The following is a 23,566-nucleotide window of genomic DNA, read 5'->3' on the forward strand; positions in this document are numbered from 1 at the left end:
CGAGGATAAATTTAATGTGTGGTATCGTTGGCATAGTCGGAACTTCTCCTGTTAATCAGGCGCTGTATGATGGCTTAACTGTTTTGCAACACCGCGGTCAAGATGCAGCTGGCATCATTACCATTGAAAATAATACGTTTAGCTTACGTAAAGCCAACGGCCTTGTGAAAGATGTGTTTCATACCCGTCACATGAAACGCCTTCAAGGTACGATTGGTATTGGTCATGTTCGCTATCCGACAGCTGGATCTTCTAGCTCGTCAGAAGCGCAACCTTTCTATGTTAACTCACCGTTTGGTATTGCACTTGCACACAATGGTAATTTAACAAACGCTGAAGCATTAAAAGAGCAATTATTTTCAGAAGCTCGCCGTCATGTTAATACAACATCTGACTCTGAAATATTACTTAATATCATGGCGCATGAGTTAAGTAAGTCTAATAAACTTAAACTCGATGCTGAAGATATCTTCACAGCAGTAACGGAAGTAAATAACAAAGTAACGGGTGGTTACGCAACAATAGCAATGATTATCGGCCACGGTATTGTTGCCTTTCGTGACCCGAACGGTATTCGTCCACTTGTATTTGGTAAGCGTGAAACAGCAAACGGTACTGAGTACATGTTTGCATCAGAAAGCGTTGCATTAAAAACAGATGGCTTTGAGTTTGTACGCGATGTAGCGCCAGGCGAAGCTATTTACGTGACTGAAGAAGGTCAGCTTTTCTCACAAGCGTGTGCTGAAAAGGCCACATATGCGCCGTGTATTTTTGAGTTTGTTTATTTTGCGCGCCCAGATTCAACCATTGATCGTATGTCTGTTTATGCAACGCGTGTAAACATGGGGACTAAGTTAGGTGAAAAAATAGCACGTGAATGGGCTGATAAAGACATCGACGTGGTTATTCCAATCCCTGAAACATCATGTGATGTGGCGCTTGAAATTGCATCAGCGCTTAACCTGCCATACCGTCAAGGTTTTGTTAAAAACCGTTACATTGGCCGCACCTTCATCATGCCAGGTCAAGAAATGCGTAAGAAGTCAGTTCGTCAAAAACTGAATGCCATTGACCGTGAGTTCAAGGGTAAGAATGTATTGCTTGTTGATGACTCAATTGTTCGTGGTACCACGTCAGCGCAAATCGTTGAGATGGCTCGTGAGTCAGGTGCAAAGAACGTTTATTTTGCATCAGCTGCACCAGAAATTCGTTTCCCGAACGTGTATGGAATTGACATGCCTTCGGCTGCTGAGTTAATTGCTCATGGTCGTGAAGTGGAAGACATTAATGCAAGCATTGGTGCTGATGGGCTCATTTTCCAGTCTCTTGATGATTTAATCTCAGCGGTGAGCCAAGAAAATCCTGAAATCACTCGCTTTGAAACATCGGTATTCGATGGACAATATATAACGGGTGATATCGATCAAGAATATCTTAACCATATCGATCGTCTACGTAATGATTCTGCAAAATCAACGCGTGAAAACGCAATGTCTTCAGGTTTAGAATTACATAACCAAGAAGAAAACAGTGCAGATTAATTAGTTTTTATACTAATACATGAAAAAGGAGCTACATAGCTCCTTTTTTGCTTGTGGAAAGAAAGGAAATAATTTAGGTAAACATTGGGTGGACTATACCATTTGTCCACAGAATTGCTGTTGCAGCAAGGATTATGACCAGTAGAATTAATCCGCAAGTGACCACTGAACTGGCATAAATAAAGCCTCGCTCTTCAGGAATGTGCATTAAAATTGGCACCCCAGTGTAGAGCAGGTAAACAGAGTAGGCGAGAGCTACAAGTCCTACACACACCACAAACCAAAGCTCTGGTAGAAACGCCGCAAATGAAGACATAAATACCGGTGTTGCTGTGTAAGCAGCAAGTTCTAGGGTTTGAGTAAAGGTGGGTTTTGCACCGAAGGTCACGGCCATCCAGTGTGCTAAGTAAGCCAGTGCAAACACGCCTACAATAAGCGCAAAGTACATGGCTATCGCAATCAATAGCGCGCTATCATGCGTTAAAAATACTGCTTCACCGGAGCCAATGCTCCACCCCAGATGGACTGATGAATAATAGCCCATGATGGATGGAATACATGCAATGAGTAAGATGTGCGATAAGCTGTAACGCAAGCTTTCATGTCGATTATCTATTGTTTGCCATTCTTCGAGTGGGTGGGCGTATAAGCCCCATAAGTGGTTCAAAATCATAATTGTTGCCCCTGTAAATAGGAATATGAGCTGTTTTATTTTTGTACAGCTTTGATTAAGTTATGGTCCACTTATCACATATTGTCAAGAATCTGAAATACTGGAAATGATGGGTTATATATAAGTCTTTAGTGCATATAGAAATTAGTCCTGTACTGATATGGGTCATAGAATGACAATGTATTTATATGGTAAAATATACTCACGTTTATTGATGAGAAATTATTCAGTGCCTTACTCTGCTTTACTCGCTCCTATCCATTCTTTTTTAAAGTGTGGAACGCCTGATGAGTGGATTGCTGCGGCAATCAAACAAGAAAACTTAGATGTGGTATTAATTGATCACCTTATTTGTGAATTGAAAGCTGCTCAGTCAGCGATGTTTTTAATTCGTAAGTATGCAGTTGATAAAGAAAGTGGTGATGCATTACTTGCATGGCTAAAACCTTTTGAAACTCTTATTTATAAACGAGAAGGGGATTGGCGAGAACTTGCAGATAAAAACAAGCTAACTAAATCAATGATCCCAAAATCGAACTCGCCTTACGGGCAAGATCTGATTGATAAAATGGTCATGCTTATAAAGGAAGAGCTGCATCATTTTTATCAAGTGCTTGAGATCATGGATGAGTACGGTATTGAATATAAAAGCATTACGCCATGTCGCTACGCAAAGGGTATGCTGCGCCATGTAAAAACCTACGAGCCAGATGCGCTAGTCGATAAACTCATTATCGGTGCTTACATCGAAGCCCGCTCGTGTGAACGGTTCGCTAAGCTCGCTCCTCATGTTGATAAGCGGTTAGGGGATTTTTATATTTCATTATTGCGCTCAGAAGCCCGTCATTACCAAGACTATTTAACACTCGCGCAAGAAATCAGTGAATTTGATATTACCGAGCGTGTTGAGTTTTTTGGTCAAATTGAGGCTGAGCTGATTGCAACGCCTGATGACGATTTTAAGTTTCATAGTGGTTTGCCAGTTTAAAAAGCGATGTAATCCAACAGCAAGGAGCGATTATTAATAAGCTCTTTGCGATCATTTTACTTTTTTATTTTATAAACCCCTACCCCCAGCTATTCCCAAGAGCCTTATTCATTCTTAAAAATAAATATTGACAATGCTGTAAACCTAAAGTACCCATAAAGGGTCCGAAGTATTGACGTATGTATTTTATAACCTTAATTAAAACAAAATGGATGACCCCTTGATATTGAGGGTAAGGAAATAAGATGAAATATAAGTTGATATTAATGTTGGCTGTAAGCGCTTTGTTTATTGCAAATGATGCTGCAGCAGCACTTACAGAAGCAAAAGCGTGTGATACATGTGACTATAGTGAGGCACTGCGTATTGCAAAATTATATTATGAGAGGCCTAACTGTGAAGTCAGGAATTTAAATAATGGTAAGCCAGAGTTTGGGGTAACGACCTATCTTTGTAACACAACTTCAAAAGAGGTTATTGTCGCTAATGCACTACAGCGAGTGGCGTTTAAATTTATAATTACTACAGAGCAACAGACCCAGTATAGTAAAGCGGTAAAAGTCAAAGCAATAGATACTACACTTAATAGCGCTGAAGCCGCTGCACTTGATGACTTTTATGAGATAGATAGTGAATTTAGGCGGGCTGTAAATGAAGCCGGTACTGTTGCAACTAACTCAACAGTGACTGTACATGCAGGAAACTGGGGGGATGATTCAACACGTTCCGCGCTTGCTAGTTCTGATGAAAGTTGTGCCAATCACCCATCTTTTTATTTAACGAGCATTGATGCACGTAGAAGTATTAAAAAAGAAATGCATGCTCAAATAGCCACTCGCCTTGGTAAAAGTAGCTGGAATGAATTTATTACTGATACTCAAGTGAAAGTTTCGGGGATTCATATTGGTAAAAATAGTGCAGGGATTTCACTTTCATTAAGTCACGATAAAGTCGGTGTGTATGCAACGCGTTCTTATGGTAATTCAAGTAATAAATTAGTATTTAAAGTAGGTTATCATGGTCAATCAATTACTAATGGGGCAAGAGATCTGAATCTTACTTTCACTCTAGATAGAGGAGCTTCACTTGTTGATGGCATTGAAATTGGCACTTTCATGAGTGGCATCAATGTTACTTTAACAGATACACTTGTTTCTAATTGTTTAATCGAAAATTTAGAAAGTATTGAAGGTGCAACAACGAAAATGAGTTCACCTGGAGGTGGTGGAGTGGGCGGGATTGTTACAGGCCCAGGAGGCGGTACGCTTATTAGAGGGGGTGGCTGTACTCGAGAAATAAATTATACAACCTGTTCGACCTCGGGTGGAGTGACAACTTGTACAAATAGTTCCGTGAGGACTAGCTGTTAGGTAATTTTAGTATAGAGGTGTTATAGCCTCTATACTAAGCAAAGTAATCGACTTACTTGGCTAATTAAAGTTTTTGCTAAGCAAAGCTAAAACTTTATCAGTTTGATTAGTGTCAAAATCATAACGTTTTAAAATTTTTGCTGCATCTCCATTTGCCACAATAGTTTGTAACCCTGTATATAAATCTTGTTGAAAATAGGCAGATTGAGGGTGATTTTTGGCTGTAATAACGTGTAGCTTTTGAGTTGATAGGAAAGGGGTGATGACCTTTATTTCCGAGTGTTTGAGGTTTTGCAAGGTTTCGTTATTTTCTAACCAGTATAATGCAACTTCTTTTGTACCGGCAACAAGGTCTACACGGCCATGTATTAAAAGGGTTAAGCTTTCTATTAGACTATGTGTTGTCGTAACCGCAAGTTGAGGATGGTGTTCAAACTCTTCACTTATAACATAGTCTTCTCCTTTGCTGATTGTGTAAGGAGTCAGAGAGTATAGGGAGCCTGAATAGGTAATCTCACTATCGGCACGTTTTAAAAGCACAATATCAGCTGTAGCAATAGGTCGGGAGTAGGTAAAGATTTTCGCTCTTTTTAGGGTATAAAAAGCACCAATAACCGCAACACGTTTATGCCGCTGCGCAAGCTTTAATGCGCGAGCCCAATGAGTATATTCAATCTCTACATTTTTATTTTGGCTTTTTAGTGCGCTAACAACGAGTTCATGAACCCAGCCAGGCTTTTCATTATTGTCGATAAGGAAAGGTGGGAATGGTTCTGTGACTAATCGCCAAGTTTGGCTGTTAAGAGAAAAACTTAGCATTAAACAGCAGAACAAACAGGTTAACCGAACAATCATGACTCACGCTTTTTTAGTAAAAACTCTATTCAAGCATAGTCAAAGTTTCTACTATTTAAAGTGGCGCGCTGATTAGTTCCTGACTAGCAGGTGTAACCCTTAGATATGACCCTTGCTCATACCAATCTCCGAGTACGGTGCGGGTCAGTGTGTTATTATTTATGCTGTAGTGATGTACGTTGGGTCTGTGTGTATGACCGTGGATCATATTAACAACCTGATGCTTTTCAAACATCGCTAATACCGCATCTTCAGTCACATCTAGAATTTCTAACGCTTTGCCAGCTTGGCTTTGTTTTGATTTTTCGCGAGCATTACGGGCAATTTTTTTGCGATACCAAAGCGGCATAGCAAGCATTAATTTTGGCCACCACCAACCACGGCTTTTTTTACGAAACTTTTGATATTCAACATCTTGGGTGCACATTTCATCACCGTGCAAGATAACTGTTGGAGTACCATATAAATCAATAACAACTTGTTCAGGTAATAAAGTCATACTCGCGCTTTTTGCATAGTCTTCTCGCATAATAAAATCGCGATTGCCATGAATAAAAAACACCTCAGTTCCACTTTCACTTACTTGGCTTAAACGTGCGGCAACATTGATTGAAAGGTCAGTTTGATAGTCATCACCGACCCATACTTCAAAAAAGTCGCCCAAAATGTACAGTGCATCAACGTCATCATTAATAATCTTGTTATCAAGAAAATCAAAAAATGCTGCTGTGATATCAGGGCGGTTTTCTGTTAAATGGAGATCGGCAATAAAATAACTTTGTTTCATGGTTACTCGCAAAAAAGCGGGCAAAGGCCCGCTTAAAAAGACTAAACGATTAAATTAGCTAACCGTTACTTTTTCGATGATTACATCTTCAAGAGGTACGTCTTGGTGGAAACCAGCACTGCCAGTTGCAACACCTTTGATTTTGTTAACCACATCCATACCCTCAACAACTTCTGCGAACACGCAGTAGCCCCAGCCTTGTGATGTTTCACTGCTGAAGTTTAGGAAGTCATTGTCGTTAACGTTAATGAAGAACTGCGCAGTCGCTGAGTGTGGATCCGGCGTACGTGCCATTGCTAATGTGCCTACTTTATTTGCAAGGCCATTATTAGCTTCGTTTTCGATAGGGTTGTTTACTTCTTTTTGAACCATACCAGGCTCAAAACCACCGCCTTGTACCATAAAACCATCAATTACACGGTGAAAAATAGTACCGTTGTAAAAGCCAGAGTTTGCATACTCTAAAAAGTTTTTAACTGTGTTTGGTGCATCGCTTTCGTGCATCTTGATGGTGATGTCACCAAAGTTTGTGTGTAGTACAACCATGAGGTTTCCTATATCTGGTTTAATAATGGGTCTATTTTATAGTAGTTGACTTGGATTAACAAAGAGCTTGTTGAGACAGATTAACAAAGTGCTTATTCAATTGATAAAGCGCTAGAGCAGCGGCTTTGCAAGTGTTACCATAAAGAATCTCAAAACACCGTTAAGGACATTTTATAAATGGTACAAATTTACAACACACTTACGCGACAAAAAGAGCAGTTTAAACCCCTTGTTGATGGCAAAATCGACATGTACGTGTGTGGTATCACCATTTATGATTACTGTCACATCGGTCATGCTCGTACATTCGTCGGTTTTGACGTGATTGTTCGTTATCTTCGTCATATTGGTTATGACTTAAAATACGTTCGTAACATTACAGATGTTGACGATAAAATTATCAAGCGTGCTAATGAAAATGGCGAGTCAATTAATGATTTAACGACTCGTATGACCAAGGCGATGCATGAAGACTTTGATAGCTTAAATATGCTGCGTCCGGATGTTGAGCCAACGGTGACAAACCACATGGATGAAATCATCGTGATGGTTGAGCGTTTAATTGCTAAAGGCCATGCGTATGTTGCAGCAGACGGCGACGTATTGTTTGATGTATCTACATTTGAACAATATGGTGCCTTGTCGCAACAAGACCTAACCATGCTACAGGCTGGTTCACGCGTTGAAGTTGCACAAGATAAGCAAGATCCACTTGATTTCGTACTTTGGAAAAAAGCCAAGCCTGGCGAACCATCATGGTCATCACCATGGGGGGAAGGGCGTCCTGGTTGGCACATCGAATGTTCGGCAATGAGCTCTAAACACCTAGGTGAGCACTTTGATATTCACGGTGGTGGTTCAGATCTACAGTTCCCGCACCATGAAAACGAAATTGCTCAGTCATGCTGTGCAAATAACGGTAAATACGTGAATACCTGGATCCACACAGGTATGGTACAGGTTAATAAAGAGAAGATGTCTAAGTCATTAAACAACTTCTTTACCGTGCGTGATGTATTAAAAGAGTACGATGCTGAGTCAGTTCGTTACTTCTTAATTTCAGGTCATTACCGTAGCCAGCTTAACTATTCGCAAGAAAACCTTGAGCAAGCGCGCTCCTCTCTTGAGCGAATTTACACTGCACTGCGCGGCGTAGCACCAATTGAATGCGATTTAGCAGGTAATAAATATGTGGCTAAATTCAGAAAGGCGATGGATGATGACTTCAACACACCTGAAGCATTGCCTGTGTTATTTGAGTTAGCAAAAGAGCTAAACCGTGTTAAAGACAGCGATGCAGAGCAAGCAGGTAAACTTGCTTATGTACTGCGCAGTGTTGCAGAGGTATTAGGTGTAGCACAACAAGATCCAGAAGCTTTTTTACAAGGTGGCCAAGCTGATGACGAAGTAGCACATATCGAAGCGTTAATCGCAAAACGTAATGAAGCCCGTGCTAGTAAAGATTGGGCAGCGGCTGATGAAGCCCGTGATGCATTGAATGCGCTTGGTGTGGTACTGGAAGATTCTGCTGGTAAAACAACATGGCGTAAAGCATAAGTATCAATCGAAAAGCTGCATATCAAAAGGTTGCCAATATCGGCAACCTTTTTTGTTTTTAGAAATTTATTTTTAATATTGACCTCAACTAAAGTTGAGGTTTTACCTTGGCGTTACTTTGCTTTAACAAGGACTGACTTTGAATATCTTACTTGCCATGATCCCTGCCTTTTTATGGGGTACCACTTACGCAGTGACCAAATATGCCACACCAGATTGGCCACCATTGTTATTAGGCGCAGTGCGTGCATTGCCAGCGGGGCTATTACTTTTATTACTCAAGCCAAGTTTACCGACCCGTTCACAATGGCTCAGCTTATTGACCTTAGGTGCTGTGAATATAGCGCTGTTTTTTGCTTTTATTTTTATTATGGCAGTGAACCTTCCAGCAGCGATTGCAGGTGTTGGTATGGTATCAGTTCCTGTGGTGGCACTTTTATATGCATGGTTTGTAAAAGGGCAGCGACCAGCACGAATACAAGCTATCTGTGCGGCAGCACTTGTTGTGTTAGCCTGGCTGTTATTTGATCCTACCTATGTTGCACTGAATGTACTTGGCGTTGCAGCTTTATCTGGTGCCTTACTGACTATTGTAATTGGTAGTACTTTAGTACAAAGCTTATCGGTTCATATACATTGGTGGGTTGTACTGACATGGCAGTTAATCATTGGCGGCACTATTTTGTTATTGGCTGCGTTTATTGATGGCAGTTTTATACACCCAGCGCACTATCAAGTGGTGTTTTCACCTATTTCAACATTGCAATACGCTGCATTGCTTTGGTTGATAATACCTAACACGGCTATTGCCTATATACTGTATGTGTGGTTATTAGGGCGTATGACTGTTGCTGAGTTTTCATTTGGGACTATTGCAAACCCAATTGCGGGCATCGTATGTGCTGTTATTTTACTTAGCGAGCAGTACCAAGATTGGCAATACTTGATTATGGCTATGATGATCGTATTTTCAGTACTGCCACAGATGTTGAAAGTTATTCGTTCTAGTAGATAAAAAGCATAAACAAAAAGGGCTGCCAATTGGCAGCCCTTTTTACATAACTTAACGTTTAGCTGTGATATTTTTCACATGCTTCGAGCGTGTTTTCGATTAAGCTTGCCACAGTCATTGGACCAACACCACCAGGTACAGGTGTAATGAAATGTGCTTTTTGTTCAGCGATATCGTATTCAACATCACCAACAAGCTTACCAGATTCAAGGCGGTTAATACCTACATCGATTACAATAGCACCTTCTTTAACCCAATCACCCGGAATAAACTCAGGCTTTCCAACCGCAACAACTAATAAATCAGCGCGGCGAACATGAGTTTCTAAATCTTGAGTAAACTTATGACATACCGTTGTTGTACAGCCTGCAAGTAAAAGCTCAAGTGACATAGGGCGACCAACAATGTTTGATGCACCAACCACGACTGCGTGCATACCTTTGTAACGAACACCGGTAGAGTCGAGTAGGGTGATGATACCTTTCGGCGTACAAGGGCGAAGTGCCGGCATACGCTGCGCTAAGCGACCAATATTATACGGGTGGAAACCATCAACGTCTTTATGAGGGGTAATACGCTCAAGAATTTTTTCAGCATCAAGGCCTTGCGGTAAAGGTAATTGAACTAAAATACCGTCTACTTCTTTGTCTTCGTTTAGTTGGTCTATTAATGCAAGTAAATCTTGTTCAGTGGTGTCGCCAGGTAAATCATAAGACTTAGATACAAAGCCGACTTCTTCACATGCTTTACGTTTAGAACCAACATACACTTGGCTTGCTGGATCTTGACCTACTAACACGACTGCGAGTCCTGGAGCACGTAATCCGTTCGCTACACGCTCTGCAACGCGCTCTGCTACATTGCTGCGTACTTGTTTAGCTATTGCCTTACCATCGATGATGTTTGCCGTCATGGGTGACCTTTCATTGGGGTTAGTTAACTTGATACTGATACATTTAAATATGATTATCCGATAAAGGGGTGTGGATAAATAAATCATATTTATTTTATGTTGCGTATTTTCGCAGAAAAGCATCATAGCGCCAAGATGCAATCTTATATAAAGCGTCGATTTATAAAAAAGAGTCCAAATTTTAGCTTATATTTGCAATATTTAACCATTATGAACTAAAAGTGACCGATTGAATTATTTTCTTAAAAAAATGTTTGACCTAACCCAGCCAAATCACTATTATGCACCCCGTTGTTAACGAGGTCACTCGCAAACAATAGTAAGCATCGGCGATTAGCGCAGTTTGGTAGCGCACTTGGTTTGGGTCCAAGGGGTCGCAGGTTCAAATCCTGCATCGCCGACCACTTCTTCTTTAAGAAGCGGCGCTTACAGGCAAGCTTTTGAAGTTTTCGATGCGCCCGTAGCTCAGCTGGATAGAGCAACGCCCTTCTAAGGCGTTGGTCGAAGGTTCGAATCCTTCCGGGTGCGCCATTTGAAAATATGTAAATGCCGTGGTGATTGTAGCTCAGTTGGTAGAGCCCCGGATTGTGATTCCGGTTGTCGTGGGTTCGAGCCCCATCAGTCACCCCAATTTACTCTAAGATATCGGCGATTAGCGCAGTTTGGTAGCGCACTTGGTTTGGGTCCAAGGGGTCGCAGGTTCAAATCCTGCATCGCCGACCACTTTTAGAAAGTTAAAGGTCAAAGAACGATTGGTTTGGGTATATTCAATTCAGTCGAATGTGCAAATTTTGCATCGCCGACTATTTTCTTGAATGGTCTTTATTTTCAAAACTTCTCTCAGTATCGGCGATTAGCGCAGTTTGGTAGCGCACTTGGTTTGGGTCCAAGGGGTCGCAGGTTCAAATCCTGCATCGCCGACCACTTTTAAAACTTTTAAGCTTTAATCCCTCATTAAAAGCTTCTTAAATTCATATTTCATATCTTCAAACCAGCTTAATTCATCGTTGTTATTTTACTGAGTTCGTTTTTTACGCATTTGAACACTGATTGCTGCTATATACGCCAAATAATTGCCCCCTAGACTCGACTATCATAAATATTAGGTTATAATGCCGCGTCTATTGTTTAACATAGTGCCCATAGAGGCAAAGCAGCAATGGTATCTCATGGTTACAATGCGCCGTTTTAAGTTGAAATTTTCAGCGTTAAAACTTGCTATCACTCATAGAGATCACCTTGTTTGTAAGGAAGGCGAACAGTCGCCAAAATTGAAGATTGAGGTAAATCATGCAAGTTTCTGTTGAGACGACTCAAGGCCTTGAGCGCCGTCTGACCATCACCGTTCCTGCAGAGAACGTTGAGACTGAAGTAAAAAAACGCTTACAACAACTGTCTAAAACCCAGCGTATCGATGGTTTCCGTCCTGGTAAAGTACCAGCGTCTATCATCAACAAGCGTTACGGTGCAGCAGTACGTCAAGAAGTTGCTGGCGAATTAATGCAACGCAACTACATTGAAGCAATCGTGTCAGAGAAAATTAACCCAGCAGGTGCACCTACTTTCGCTCCTAAAGCGTTAGAAGCTGGTAAAGATTTAGAATTCGATGCAACTTTCGAAGTTTACCCTGAAGTTGAAATTCAAGGTTTAGACAAAATCGCTGTTGAAAAACCAGCTGTTTCTGTAACTGATGAAGACTTAGCTAACATGCTAGAAACGTTACGTAAGCAACATGCTTCGTGGACTGAAGTTGACGCAGCTGCAGGTGAAAATGACCGTGTAACTATCGATTTCGTTGGTTCTATCGACGGTGAAGAGTTTGAAGGCGGTAAAGCTGAAGACTTCCCTCTAGAACTTGGTCAAGGTCGTATGATCCCAGGTTTTGAAGACAACATCGTTGGCAAAAAAGCGGGCGAAGAAGTTGTTGCTGAAGTAACTTTCCCTGAAGAGTACCACGCTGAAAACCTTAAAGGTAAAGCGGCTTCTTTCACAATCACTGTGAAGAAAGTTGAAACTCAAGAGCTTCCTGAGCTTAATGATGAGTTCGCAACTAAATTCGGTGTAGCTGAAGGCGGTGTTGACGCTCTTAAAGAAGAAGTTAAAAAGAACATGACGCGTGAGCTTGACCAAGCGGTTAAAGCTAACGTTAAAGATCAAGCAATCAAAGGTCTTTTAGAAAATAACGAAATCGAAGTGCCAAAAGCGCTAGTAGATCAAGAAATTGATGCTCTACGTCAGCAAGCTGCACAACGTTTCGGTGGCGACGCTAAAAACATGCCTGAACTTCCAGCTGAGCTTTTCCACGAGCAAGCTATTACTCGCGTTAAAACTGGCCTATTATTAGGTGAAGTTATCAAAGCGAACGAGCTTAAAGTTGATGATGCTAAAGTTGAAGAGCTAATCGCAACGGTTGCTTCTGCATATGAAGATCCAACTGAAGTTGTAGAATACTACAAAGCAAACGATCAGCTTATGCAACAAATGCGCAACGTTGCTATGGAAGAGCAAGCGGTTGAAGCAATTCTAGCTAAAGCAAACGTGACTGACGTTGAAAAAGCATTCGACGACATCATGAATCCACAGCAAGGTGCTTAATAAGTCATTGACTTAAGCTCTCGCTAGCGATTAAATGGCTCGTGTTACTCTGTATTTATACAGCGTACCCGGGCCATTTTAGTTTGTGGATATTAGTTTCACAAAAACCAACAATGCTGATGTTATTACAGAACTTTGTTCGACGAGGATTGAATTTGTTCTGATAAGTTCCTATATAGTTTAAAAGATTAAATAGATAGCTTTATTAACATTAGTATAAATGTGCTTTCCTTATTGTAAGGATGAGTCGCAGCGGATAAGGAATTAAACAAGAATGAACAGCGGTATGATAGACCCTCTAAACGCATTAGTCCCTATGGTTGTTGAGCAAACAGCGAAAGGTGAGCGCTCATATGATATATACTCTCGTCTTTTAAAAGAGCGCATTATTTTCTTAACTGGCCAAGTTGAAGATAACATGGCAAACCTGATTCTTGCGCAAATGCTATTTTTAGAATCAGAAAACCCAGAAAAAGATATTTATCTTTACATTAATTCGCCAGGTGGTTCAGTGACTGCTGGTATGGCAATTTACGATACAATGAATTTTATTAAGCCAGATGTAAGCACAATTTGTGTTGGTCAAGCAGCAAGCATGGGTGCATTTTTGCTATCTGGTGGTGCTAAAGGTAAGCGTTTCTGTTTACCAAATTCACGTGTCATGATCCACCAACCATTAGGTGGTTTCCAAGGTCAGGCATCTGATTTTGAAATTCATGCGCGTGAAATTTTGTCAATAAAAGATAAGCTAAACCGTTTAATGGCTGAGCATACGGGTCAACCGTTAGATGTTGTATCGCGCGATACCGACCGTGATAACTTCATGACTGCCAATGAAGCAGTTGAATATGGCTTAGTCGACTCGGTATTCACGAATCGTGAAACTAAGTAACCTGAATAGCTAGTAATTGCGTATTATTAGCTATCACCCTTTACTATGCGAAAACTAAAAATCTTTGATATAGTTACACATAGTGAATTAGCAGCAGATAGATGCTGCTACCAACGTAATAAAAGAGGTAGCTGAATGTCTGACACTCCTACAGACGGCGACAAAAGTAATAAATTGTTATACTGCTCTTTTTGTGGCAAAAGCCAGCATGAAGTACGCAAGTTAATTGCCGGTCCTTCAGTATACATTTGTGATGAATGTGTTGAGCTGTGTAACGATATTATCAGGGAAGAAATCAAAGACATTGCGCCTAAGCACAACGCGTCTGATAAACTGCCTGTACCAAAAGAGATTCGTAATCACTTAGATGACTATGTAATTGGCCAAGATCACGCGAAGAAAGTGTTATCTGTTGCAGTTTACAATCATTACAAACGTCTACGTAATCAAACTATCAACCCAGATATCGAACTGGGTAAAAGTAATATCTTGCTAATTGGTCCTACGGGCAGTGGTAAAACACTTCTAGCTGAGACAATGGCACGTTTACTTGATGTACCATTTACTATGGCTGATGCGACTACGCTAACTGAAGCCGGTTATGTAGGTGAAGACGTTGAAAATATCATTCAAAAGCTACTGCAAAAGTGTGATTACGATGTAGAGAAAGCACAACGTGGTATCGTTTATATTGATGAAATTGATAAAATTTCACGTAAATCAGATAACCCGTCAATCACCCGCGACGTGTCTGGTGAAGGTGTTCAACAAGCTTTACTTAAATTAATCGAAGGTACGGTTGCATCAGTACCACCACAAGGTGGTCGTAAGCATCCGCAGCAAGAGTTTTTACAAGTTGATACATCTAAGATCTTATTTATCTGTGGCGGTGCATTTGCAGGCTTAGATAAAGTGATTGAACAACGCAGTCATAAAAACACAGGTATTGGTTTTGGTGCTGAGGTTAAAAACTCATCGGGAAGCCGCAGCTTAAGTGAGACATTTAAAGATGTTGAGCCAGAAGATCTTGTAAAGTATGGTTTAATCCCAGAGTTTATTGGTCGTCTACCTGTTGTTGCAACATTGACTGAACTTGATGAAGCCGCGCTTATTCAAATCCTTAGCGAGCCTAAAAATGCGTTAACAAAACAGTTTTCAGCACTTTTCGCGATGGAAGATGTTGAGCTTGAGTTCCGGGAAGACGCTTTATCAGCGATTGCACATAAAGCAATGGAGCGTAAAACAGGTGCACGTGGCTTACGCTCGATTGTTGAAGGTGTGTTACTCGATACTATGTATGAGCTGCCATCAATGGATGAAGTAAGCAAAGTCGTTATCGATGAAACAGTGATAAAAGGTGAGTCTGATCCAATTTTGATTTACCAAAGTGGTAATCAAGACAAAGCAGCATCAGAGTAATCTCTTGATAGTTCAAATATTAAGCAGTTAAGCATTAAAAAGGAGCCAAAGGCTCCTTTTTTTATAAATTTGTTGAACTTTCCCTTACATATCCCCATATACTTGAGTAATCTTTAAAATAAATGAAGTGCGAAGAGAATATAATGACGCTTGAGAGAACAGATCGAGTCGAAATCCCCGTGTTGGCACTGCGCGATGTCGTGGTCTATCCACACATGGTGATCCCGCTTTTTGTTGGTCGTGAAAAATCAATAAAATGCCTAGAAGCGGCGATGGACAAGGACAAACAAATTTTCCTAGTGGCGCAAAAAGACGCCTCAGTTGATGATCCGCAGCAAGATGATATTTACCGTGTTGGTACAATTGCCACAGTACTTCAGTTATTAAAGCTACCTGATGGCACCGTTAAAGTGCTTGTCGAAGGAACACAACGCGCAAGTGTAGAGAAGTTTCTAGATAATGATGATTTCTTTGTTGCAGAAGCGCAGTTCATTGAATCAAGCCATATCGACGAGCAAGAACAAGATATCTTCATCCGCAGCGCAATTAGCCAGTTTGAAGGCTATGTAAAGCTAAATAAGAAAATTCCACCAGAAGTACTTACTTCTGTGTCAGGTATCGATGAAGCTGCACGTCTGGCTGATACTATGGCGGCACATATGCCACTTAAGGTACCTGAAAAGCAAAAAGTGCTAGAGATTGCTGATGTAACAGAGCGTCTTGAGTACTTAATGGCGTTGATGGAAGGCGAGATAGATTTATTGCAAGTTGAGAAGAAAATTCGTACCCGCGTGAAAAAGCAGATGGAAAAATCGCAGCGCGAGTATTACCTCAACGAGCAAATGAAAGCCATCCAAAAAGAACTAGGTGAGCTTGATGATGTACCGGATGAATTCGAAGCGCTGAAAAAGCGTATTGAAGAGTCGGGCATGCCAAAAGAAGCACAAGAAAAAGCGAACGCTGAGCTTGCTAAGTTAAAAATGATGTCGCCAATGTCGGCAGAAGCGACTGTTGTGCGCTCGTACATTGATACATTAATCAATGTGCCTTGGAAAAAACGCTCAAAAGTGAAAAAAGACTTAGCGGGTGCGCAAAAGATTCTAGATACCGACCATTACGGCTTAGATAAAGTGAAAGAACGCATTATTGAGTATCTTGCTGTGCAGCAACGTACCAATAAGTTAAAAGGCCCTATTTTATGTTTAGTAGGACCTCCTGGTGTGGGTAAAACCTCATTGGGTCAGTCAATCGCCCGCTCTACAGGCCGTAAATATGTGCGTATGGCATTAGGCGGCGTACGTGATGAAGCTGAAATCCGTGGTCACCGCCGTACTTACATTGGCTCTATGCCTGGTAAGTTAATCCAGAATATGACCAAAGTGGGTGTGAAGAACCCATTATTCTTATTAGATGAAATTGATAAGATGTCATCAGATATGCGCGGAGACCCTGCTTCAGCATTACTTGAGGTGCTCGATCCAGAGCAAAATAGCCATTTTGCTGATCATTACCTCGAAGTGGATTATGACTTATCAGATGTTATGTTTGTTGCCACCTCAAACAGCTTTAACATCCCAGGTCCATTACTGGATCGTATGGAAGTGATTCGTTTATCGGGTTATACCGAAGATGAAAAGCTAAACATTGCTAAGCAACACTTAATTCCAAAACAAGTGAAGCGTAACGGTTTAAAAGAGTCTGAGGTTGAGATTGCAGACAGTGCGATTATTGGCATTATTCGTTATTACACACGCGAAGCGGGCGTTCGTAACTTAGAACGTGAAGTATCAAAACTATGCCGTAAAGCCGTTAAGAATATCCTGCTTGATAAAGGCACAAAAAAGGTACTTATCGACGAGAACAACCTTGAAGAGTTCTTAGGTGTACAACGCTTTGACTATGGTAAAGCAGAAGACGGTGACCGAATTGGCCAAGTAACGGGCCTTGCGTGGACTGAAGTAGGTGGTGATTTACTGACTATCGAATCAGCTGCCGTACCAGGCAAAGGCAAGCTAACTTATACCGGTTCGCTTGGTGATGTAATGCAAGAGTCAATTCAGGCAGCGATGACGGTCGTTCGTAATCGCGCTGAAAAGCTTCGCATTAATAGCGACTTTTATGAAAAGCGTGATATTCATGTGCACGTACCTGAAGGTGCAACACCAAAAGATGGCCCAAGTGCGGGTATTGCCATGGTGACAGGTTTAGTATCGAGCTTAACTGGGAACCCAGTACGCTCTGATGTAGCCATGACTGGTGAAATTACGCTACGTGGTGAAGTATTACCAATTGGTGGCCTTAAAGAAAAGCTACTTGCAGCACATCGTGGTGGAATTAAAACCGTTATTATTCCAAAAATTAACGAACGTGACTTAAAAGAGATCCCTGATAACGTATTAGAGGGCCTTGAAATTCACCCTGTTACTTGGATTGATGACGTTTTAAAACTGGCTTTAAAGCACCCAGTTGAGAGTTTTTCTGTCGAAACTGAAAAAAACCAGTAAAAAACCGCAAAAAAGTGCATTTAGGGGCTTTTCAAATACCAAAGGTATGATAAGTTAAGCACTAGTTTTCAAGCCTAGGCCTTATGTGGCCTAGGGTTGAGAAAAATATAATAAACTGAGCATAAACTTAATTTGCTCATAAATTTTCAAAACAGTGATGTTAATTTAAAAACAATCGCTCTTGATAATAACAATGAAAGAGGATGATATTGTGAATAAATCTCAATTAATCGATCAAATCGCAGCTGATGCTGACATTTCTAAAGCGGCTGCTGGTCGTGCACTAGATTCATTCATCGAGGCTGTTTCAGGCGCTCTTAAAGATGGCGATTCAGTGGCGCTAGTTGGCTTTGGTACTTTCTCTGTACGTGAGCGCGCAGCACGTTCAGGTCGTAACCCGCAAACTGGTGAAACTATCCAGATTGCTGCAGCAAACATTCCTTCTTTCAAAGCAGGTAAAGCGCTGAAAGACGCAGTAAACTAATCAACACACGATTAGTTAGGTGAAAGATACTTAATTGCACTTAGATCAAATTAAGTATCTTAGCGCCAGTTACTTCAAGTGGAAAAGCGTATCTGGTAAGATACGCTTTTTTTACATGAGCAGGGTTGATACCAAATCCGTAATGATACCTCATTAGGCTAATTGGTATAATTTTTACCTGATCAGAATAGAGATAAATAAATGCTTGAGAAAATCAGAGAAGGTTCGCAGGGACCTGCAGCCAAAATTATTTTAGGCGCGGTGATTTTATCTTTTGCTTTAGCTGGGATTGGTGGTTATTTAGGACAAACCACAGAGCAGCCCGTTGCAGAAGTAAATGGAGTTAAAATTAGCCAAACCGAGTTCAGCCGTGCGTACCAAAACGAACGCAGCCGTTTAGAGCAACAATTTGGTGAATACTTCGCACAAATCGCTGCTGATCCAAATTATATGGCGCAAATTCGTCAAGGCGTAATTGACCGTTTAGTACAACAAGAATTGCAAACTCAACTAGCGGCAGAATTAGGTCTTCGCGTCAGTGATGAAAGTATTCGTAAAGCTATTTTAGAAATGCCTTACTTCCAAGTTGGCGGCCAATTTAGCAACGATCGTTACTTACAAGTTATTCGTCAAATGAACTTCCAGCCAGATGCTTTTCGTGAGTATTTACGTGAAGATATGACACGCAGCCAATTGGTTGGTGCAGTCGCGGGTAGTGATTTTGTTTTAGAAAACGAACTGAACAATAGCGTAGCGCTACAACAGCAAACACGTAGCATTGATTATGTGGTGGTTGATAAAGAGTCTTTGCAAGAGGGTATCGAAGTATCTGAGCAAGAGATTGCGGATTACTACGATTTAAACCAACCGCAATTTTTGTCGCCAGAGCAAGTATCAGTAAGCTATATTGACCTAAATGCAGCAAATCTTGAATTAGATTCAAGTGTTTCTGAAGATGACGTAAAAGCATACTATGACCAAAACAGCGCACAATACGTTGAGCCTGAAAAACGTCGTGTTTCGCATATCTTAATCGATAACAGTGAAGATGATGATGCCGCAAAAGCGAAAGCTGAAGAGCTGTTAACACAGCTAAATAACGGTGCCGATTTTGCTGAATTAGCTGAATCATCATCTGATGATGTTGTTAGCGCTGAAATGGGCGGTGATCTAGATTGGATTGAACGTGACATGATGGACCCTGCGTTTGAAGATGCAACTTATGCTCTTGAAAATAAAGGTGACATTTCAGGCGTTGTAGAATCAGAATTTGGTTATCACATCATTAAGCTTACTGACATCCAAACACAGCAAGTAAAACCGTATGCCAACGTAAAAGATGAACTTCGCGCTGAACTTGAACGCTCTAAGAAAGTTAATGCGTTTTATGAGAAGCAAACTCAAATGGGTGAACTTGCATTTGAAATTTCAGATACTTTAACAGATGCTGCAGATGTAGCTGGCGTAGAAGTACAAAAAACGGAACTTGTTACACGTAATGCATTACCTGAACCGCTAAACAACCCTCAAGTAGTTGCTGCCATTTTCTCACCTGAAGTGTTAGAAGATCGCATGAACTCAGAAGTGATTGAAGTCGGTGATGAGCATGCTATCGTTGTGCGTGTAAACGATCATAAAGCGGCTACAACTAAACCGCTTGAAGACGTTTCTGAGCAAATCAAAGCAACATTAGTAGCACAAAAAGCATCGGAACTTGCTAAAGAAAAAGCACGTACTCTGTATGCTGATATTGAAGCTGGAAAGAGCTTAAATGATGTAGCGACCGCTGAAGGACTAACTGTTCGTCAAGAAGCTGCGCTTGCTCGTCAAGCTTATACGGTGTCGCCTGCAATTGTTCAACAAGCATTTAAAATGGCACACCCTGAAGATAAGCCAGTTGTTGATGTTGTTGACCTAAGCAATGGTGATACAGCAATCGTTGCATTAAAAGCTGTTAATGAAGCACCTAAAGCTGAAATTAATGAGCAACAAAAGCAAAATATCACCATGGCTCAAGTGAATAAAAACTACATGGTATTTATTGCTGCACTTAAAGCGCAAGCTGATATTCAGGTACCAAAAGTGGTTCAAGCTGCTGAATAAGTAGCAAAACGACTTAAGTAAAAGGCGCCTCTGGCGCCTTTTTTGTTACCACAGAGAAGGAGTAATTATGCAATATAGTCTTATTGAGCAACTGCCGAGTGCCGAAGAATACTGTGAAATGCGCCGCAAAGCGGGTTTGTCGGCTCGTTCACTCGCGGCGGCTAGAGCAGGTTTACCAAATTCTCTCTATGCTATTTGTATTCGCAAAGGCGAAGAGCTGATTGGCATGGGCCGTGTAATTGGCGATGGTGGTTGTAACTTTGAAGTGGTTGATATTGCTGTGGCACCCGAGTTCCAAGGCAAAGGGTTAGGACGTGTCATTATGGAACATGTTGACCGCTACATTGAATCGGCAGCCTTTGAGGGCAGCTATGTCACAATGGTGGCTGATAAACCAGGTTTTTACGAAAAGCTTGGCTACAAGTTTGTCGCACCACAAAGCCAAGGGATGTATAAAAAGTTTTGAATATCATAGACAAACATAGCGCAGATCATTACACATGGGGTAACAATTGCGACGGTTGGCATTTGGTAAAGTCTAATGCACTGAGTGTTATTCAAGAACATGTCCCTGTGGGTGGTGCTGAAGTAAAGCACTACCATAAGCATGCAGAGCAATTTTTCTTCGTGCTTAGTGGTTGTGCCACTATCGAGCTTGATGGGCAAATACACCAACTGACTGCGCAACAAGGTTTGCATGTAAGTGCTGGCCGAGTTCATCAGCTAAGTAATCAAGGTACTGAACCATTACATTTTATCGTTACATCAACACCGCCAAGCCATGGTGACAGAGAAGAAGTGTAGCCCTTATGAAGCTTGTAATGTTACCCGGCCTTGATGGTACTGGATTACTATTCGAAAATTTGGCTCAAGAGCTTTCCAGAAATTTTGAAGTAATCATCATCTCATTTGAAGACGTTTCAGGGCAGAGTTATCAGCAGCAAGCGGCTGAGGTTGCAGAGCAATTAAAAAATGACTGCATATTTATTATTGCAGAGTCATATTCAGGGCCTATCGCATATGCCTTAACTCAGCTGTTAATGCCCAATCAGATTGCGGGAATTGTATTTCTTGCGAGCTTTATATCAAGACCATCACAGATTGCACGCATGGCTCATTTAATACCGAATGTCCTTTTTAAAGAGAATCGCTTTACTCGCAAAACCTTAACTTACTTTGGTTTTAACTCCCACTATGAAAGCCAGCTAATTAGTGCTGTTTTTAACTCAATTAATACGGCGGATAAAATAAAGCTGAGAAATCGTTTACATAACATTGCAACTCTGCAAAAAGTGCATAACATGATCTCAATACCTGTGACTTATATTCGCCCATCGAAAGATCGTCTCGTTTCCAAGCAAGCGGTTAACGATCTTGCTAAAAACTGCATTAATTACAATGAAGTGAGTGTTTCAGGCGGGCATTTTATCGCACAGTTAAAGCCAAAAGAGTGCGCAGAAGTTATTTGTAAAGCAGTTAAATTGGCCAAACAAAGTAAGATTGATGATAGGTAAGGAGTGTTTTTTCGTCGGTTTATCTTAAAACTTACGGCTGATAGCTGACAGCTCACTATCAGCAATTCAACAGCTTCTGTGTTACTTTTGATTGTGGATCTTGGAAGATTGCTTCAGTTTGCCCGTACTCAACAATTTCACCATGATCGAGTACCACGAGTTGGTCGCTAATATGGCGGACTAAACTTAAATGATGCGTAATCAGTACATAGCTCAAGCCCGTATCTTTTTGTAAACGTAGTAATAAGTTTACCGTTTGTGCGCGTACAGACGGGTCTAGAGACGATAAAGCTTCATCGAGCACCACAACCTTAGGATCTAGAATTAAAGCGCGTGCAAGCGCTATGCGTTGCAACTGGCCACTACTAAACATGTGTGGGTAATAATGCTGATGATCTAATAGCAAACCCACTTTTGCTAGAGTCTGCTTTATTTTTTCTTCACGTTCATCTTTGTTTAAATCAGTGTTGTACTGTAAGCAGTCATTGAGCATATCGCCAATAGTCAAACCAGGATTGAGTGAAGCTTCAGAGTCTTGGAATATCAATCTTATATGACGACAGTCGTTATCACGTAAGCCATCATTTTCAATAATATTACCATCCAGTAAAATCTGTCCTTTGTCGGCATTATCGGCCCCAGCAAGTAGCTTGGCAAGGGTGCTTTTACCTGAACCGGTTTCACCAATAATCGCAATGGTTTCGCCTTGACTTAAGCAGAACGAAATATTTTTTAACACTGAAAAGCGCTTACGTGAAAATAACCCTGCACGTAAATTAAAACTCTTTGATAACGCTTGAACTTTTAACAGAGGTTGCATTATTTCATCGCCTTAATGAGGGGAAAATGGCAAGCATAACTGTGGCTATGATGTTTAGTCAGCTTAGGTGTTACAACACATGCTTTTTGTGCTTGTGGACAACGTGGCCCCAATCGGCAGCCTATCGGTAAGTGCTGCAAGGTCGGAATAGTTCCTTTTAGCGCATAAAACGGTTCTTTGTGGGCCAGGCCTTGCTCATAATCAGGTAAGCTTTTTAGAAGAGCTTGGGTATACGGATGGTGAGGCTGCTTAAAAATACGGTTAGTCGGACCTGCTTCGACCATTTGTCCGCAATATAAAACATGCATACCATGTGACCATTCAATAATCTCTTCTAGTTCATGAGAAATCATTAGTATCGACATGTTTTTTAATTGGTTTAAGCTCTTTAGTAACCGAAATACCTGTGCACGGGTGGTGCTTTCAAGCGCAGTTGTAGGCTCATCAGCAATAAGTAATTTAGGAGTACGGGCAATTGCCATGGCAATCATTACTTTTTGACAGATCCCTTCAGAGAGCTCATGAGGGTAGCTGTCGAGTACCTTTTTATGATCTTTGATACCCACTTTGTGGATTAAAGCTTTTACTCTGTCTTTACGTTGTCTATTACGCTTTAAAAAAAAGCCACTCGTCGCTTGCGCGGGCAGGGTTTCAGCTATTTGATCAAAAATTTTGGCTGTAGGGTCAAGGCAGCGGCTTGGATCTTGATAGATCATTGCAATATCTTGGCCGACTAGTTTTCTGCGTTGTTCTGTCGACAAGCGCATTAAATCAACACCGCGCCAATGCATTCTATCTGCTGTAATGTGCCAACGTTTATTTAAAACACCGACAATTGCTTTTGCTATTAAGCTTTTGCCTGAGCCTGATTCACCGACAAGAGCGTGAACCTCACCTTCCTTAAGGGTTAAGCTAACTCTATCAACTGCACGAATTACTGTGTCAGAGGTGCGTAACTCTATCGTGAGATTGCGAATATCGAGTAATTGCATA

At 41.1% G+C, this 23,566-nt stretch carries 21 protein-coding genes and 5 tRNA genes; 19 read left to right on the plus strand and 7 right to left on the minus strand.

Annotated features, from left to right (window positions below; all coding sequences use genetic code 11):
• Positions 1 to 14: 14 nt before the first annotated feature.
• Positions 15 to 1,541 carry an amidophosphoribosyltransferase gene (purF, locus tag L3V38_RS01970; RefSeq protein WP_130150563.1) on the plus strand — a complete coding sequence of 509 codons (1,527 nt, stop codon included), beginning with the start codon at positions 15 to 17 and terminating at the stop codon, positions 1,539 to 1,541.
• Positions 1,542 to 1,614: 73 nt separating this feature from the next.
• Here purF and L3V38_RS01975 read toward each other — a convergent pair whose 3' ends face one another.
• The gene (locus tag L3V38_RS01975) at positions 1,615 to 2,214 is read right to left on the minus strand and encodes a Yip1 family protein (RefSeq protein WP_062569839.1); all 600 of its coding nucleotides are present in this window, start codon (positions 2,212 to 2,214) and stop codon (positions 1,615 to 1,617) included.
• 229 nt (positions 2,215 to 2,443) lie between these two features.
• Here L3V38_RS01975 and miaE point away from each other — a divergent pair, with 229 nt between their 5' ends.
• Positions 2,444 to 3,202 (plus strand): tRNA isopentenyl-2-thiomethyl-A-37 hydroxylase MiaE, encoded by a 759-nt coding sequence (miaE, locus tag L3V38_RS01980; protein ID WP_237118749.1) that lies wholly within the window; start codon positions 2,444 to 2,446, stop codon positions 3,200 to 3,202.
• Positions 3,203 to 3,447: 245 nt separating this feature from the next.
• Positions 3,448 to 4,572 (plus strand): hypothetical protein, encoded by a 1,125-nt coding sequence (locus tag L3V38_RS01985; RefSeq protein WP_237118207.1) that lies wholly within the window; start codon positions 3,448 to 3,450, stop codon positions 4,570 to 4,572.
• A gap of 60 nt (positions 4,573 to 4,632) precedes the next feature.
• On the opposite strand, the gene L3V38_RS01990 is transcribed toward L3V38_RS01985, so the two are convergent.
• The 3 genes from L3V38_RS01990 to L3V38_RS02000 are packed head-to-tail and all read right to left on the minus strand — an operon-like array spanning position 4,633 to position 6,760.
• Positions 4,633 to 5,427: a transporter substrate-binding domain-containing protein gene (locus L3V38_RS01990; protein ID WP_237118208.1), complete on the minus strand. Its 795-nt coding sequence runs from the start codon at positions 5,425 to 5,427 to the stop codon at positions 4,633 to 4,635.
• A gap of 55 nt (positions 5,428 to 5,482) precedes the next feature.
• Entirely contained in the window at positions 5,483 to 6,214 is a 732-nt protein-coding gene (locus tag L3V38_RS01995; RefSeq protein WP_237118209.1) for a UDP-2,3-diacylglucosamine diphosphatase, read from the minus strand.
• Positions 6,215 to 6,268: 54 nt separating this feature from the next.
• Positions 6,269 to 6,760, minus strand: coding sequence for a peptidylprolyl isomerase (locus L3V38_RS02000; RefSeq protein ID WP_062569843.1), 492 nt, complete (start codon positions 6,758 to 6,760; stop codon positions 6,269 to 6,271).
• A 177-nt stretch (positions 6,761 to 6,937) separates the two neighbouring features.
• Here L3V38_RS02000 and cysS point away from each other — a divergent pair, with 177 nt between their 5' ends.
• Entirely contained in the window at positions 6,938 to 8,317 is a 1,380-nt protein-coding gene (gene cysS / locus L3V38_RS02005) for a cysteine--tRNA ligase (protein ID WP_237118210.1), read from the plus strand.
• A gap of 139 nt (positions 8,318 to 8,456) precedes the next feature.
• Complete coding sequence (locus L3V38_RS02010) at positions 8,457 to 9,332, plus strand: EamA family transporter (RefSeq protein ID WP_237118211.1); 876 nt, start codon at positions 8,457 to 8,459, stop codon at positions 9,330 to 9,332.
• Positions 9,333 to 9,387: 55 nt separating this feature from the next.
• On the opposite strand, the gene folD is transcribed toward L3V38_RS02010, so the two are convergent.
• Complete coding sequence (gene folD, locus L3V38_RS02015) at positions 9,388 to 10,242, minus strand: bifunctional methylenetetrahydrofolate dehydrogenase/methenyltetrahydrofolate cyclohydrolase FolD (RefSeq protein ID WP_054553151.1); 855 nt, start codon at positions 10,240 to 10,242, stop codon at positions 9,388 to 9,390.
• A gap of 327 nt (positions 10,243 to 10,569) precedes the next feature.
• Here folD and L3V38_RS02020 point away from each other — a divergent pair.
• The 14 genes from L3V38_RS02020 to L3V38_RS02085 all read left to right on the plus strand — a co-directional run bounded on the left by L3V38_RS02020 (position 10,570) and on the right by L3V38_RS02085 (position 21,753).
• Positions 10,570 to 10,646: transfer RNA gene (locus L3V38_RS02020), tRNA-Pro, on the plus strand.
• Positions 10,647 to 10,696: 50 nt separating this feature from the next.
• Positions 10,697 to 10,773, plus strand: a tRNA-Arg gene (locus L3V38_RS02025).
• Between the two features lie 23 nt (positions 10,774 to 10,796).
• Positions 10,797 to 10,872: transfer RNA gene (locus L3V38_RS02030), tRNA-His, on the plus strand.
• 16 nt (positions 10,873 to 10,888) lie between these two features.
• A tRNA-Pro gene (locus L3V38_RS02035) sits at positions 10,889 to 10,965 on the plus strand.
• Positions 10,966 to 11,089: 124 nt separating this feature from the next.
• Positions 11,090 to 11,166 (plus strand) — tRNA-Pro (locus L3V38_RS02040).
• 366 nt (positions 11,167 to 11,532) lie between these two features.
• Positions 11,533 to 12,837 carry a trigger factor gene (tig, locus tag L3V38_RS02045; RefSeq protein WP_062569848.1) on the plus strand — a complete coding sequence of 435 codons (1,305 nt, stop codon included), beginning with the start codon at positions 11,533 to 11,535 and terminating at the stop codon, positions 12,835 to 12,837.
• 274 nt (positions 12,838 to 13,111) lie between these two features.
• Complete coding sequence (gene clpP / locus L3V38_RS02050) at positions 13,112 to 13,729, plus strand: ATP-dependent Clp endopeptidase proteolytic subunit ClpP (RefSeq protein ID WP_237118212.1); 618 nt, start codon at positions 13,112 to 13,114, stop codon at positions 13,727 to 13,729.
• A gap of 135 nt (positions 13,730 to 13,864) precedes the next feature.
• Positions 13,865 to 15,148 carry an ATP-dependent protease ATP-binding subunit ClpX gene (clpX, locus tag L3V38_RS02055; protein WP_062569850.1) on the plus strand — a complete coding sequence of 428 codons (1,284 nt, stop codon included), beginning with the start codon at positions 13,865 to 13,867 and terminating at the stop codon, positions 15,146 to 15,148.
• 143 nt (positions 15,149 to 15,291) lie between these two features.
• Positions 15,292 to 17,652, plus strand: coding sequence for an endopeptidase La (gene lon, locus L3V38_RS02060; RefSeq protein WP_130150583.1), 2,361 nt, complete (start codon positions 15,292 to 15,294; stop codon positions 17,650 to 17,652).
• 193 nt (positions 17,653 to 17,845) lie between these two features.
• The gene (locus L3V38_RS02065; RefSeq protein ID WP_175580427.1) at positions 17,846 to 18,136 is read left to right on the plus strand and encodes an HU family DNA-binding protein; all 291 of its coding nucleotides are present in this window, start codon (positions 17,846 to 17,848) and stop codon (positions 18,134 to 18,136) included.
• 201 nt (positions 18,137 to 18,337) lie between these two features.
• Complete coding sequence (ppiD, locus tag L3V38_RS02070; protein ID WP_237118213.1) at positions 18,338 to 20,239, plus strand: peptidylprolyl isomerase; 1,902 nt, start codon at positions 18,338 to 18,340, stop codon at positions 20,237 to 20,239.
• A gap of 67 nt (positions 20,240 to 20,306) precedes the next feature.
• The gene (locus L3V38_RS02075; protein WP_130150585.1) at positions 20,307 to 20,705 is read left to right on the plus strand and encodes a GNAT family N-acetyltransferase; all 399 of its coding nucleotides are present in this window, start codon (positions 20,307 to 20,309) and stop codon (positions 20,703 to 20,705) included.
• On the plus strand, positions 20,702 to 21,043 hold the full coding sequence (locus L3V38_RS02080; protein WP_130150586.1) for a cupin domain-containing protein: 342 nt from the start codon (positions 20,702 to 20,704) through the stop codon (positions 21,041 to 21,043). The genes L3V38_RS02075 and L3V38_RS02080 overlap by 4 nt, the downstream gene beginning before the upstream one ends.
• 5 nt (positions 21,044 to 21,048) lie before the next feature.
• Positions 21,049 to 21,753 carry a hypothetical protein gene (locus L3V38_RS02085; protein WP_237118214.1) on the plus strand — a complete coding sequence of 235 codons (705 nt, stop codon included), beginning with the start codon at positions 21,049 to 21,051 and terminating at the stop codon, positions 21,751 to 21,753.
• A 58-nt stretch (positions 21,754 to 21,811) separates the two neighbouring features.
• Here L3V38_RS02085 and L3V38_RS02090 read toward each other — a convergent pair whose 3' ends face one another.
• Together L3V38_RS02090 and L3V38_RS02095 are read right to left on the minus strand one after the other, a co-directional pair.
• Positions 21,812 to 22,573 (minus strand): ATP-binding cassette domain-containing protein, encoded by a 762-nt coding sequence (locus L3V38_RS02090; protein WP_062569855.1) that lies wholly within the window; start codon positions 22,571 to 22,573, stop codon positions 21,812 to 21,814.
• Positions 22,573 to 23,565: an oligopeptide/dipeptide ABC transporter ATP-binding protein gene (locus L3V38_RS02095; protein ID WP_237118215.1), complete on the minus strand. Its 993-nt coding sequence runs from the start codon at positions 23,563 to 23,565 to the stop codon at positions 22,573 to 22,575. The genes L3V38_RS02090 and L3V38_RS02095 overlap by 1 nt, the downstream gene beginning before the upstream one ends.
• Position 23,566 lies beyond the last annotated feature (1 nt).

The organism is Pseudoalteromonas sp. L1, assembly GCF_021728095.1.
In the GTDB taxonomy this organism is placed as follows: domain Bacteria; phylum Pseudomonadota; class Gammaproteobacteria; order Enterobacterales; family Alteromonadaceae; genus Pseudoalteromonas.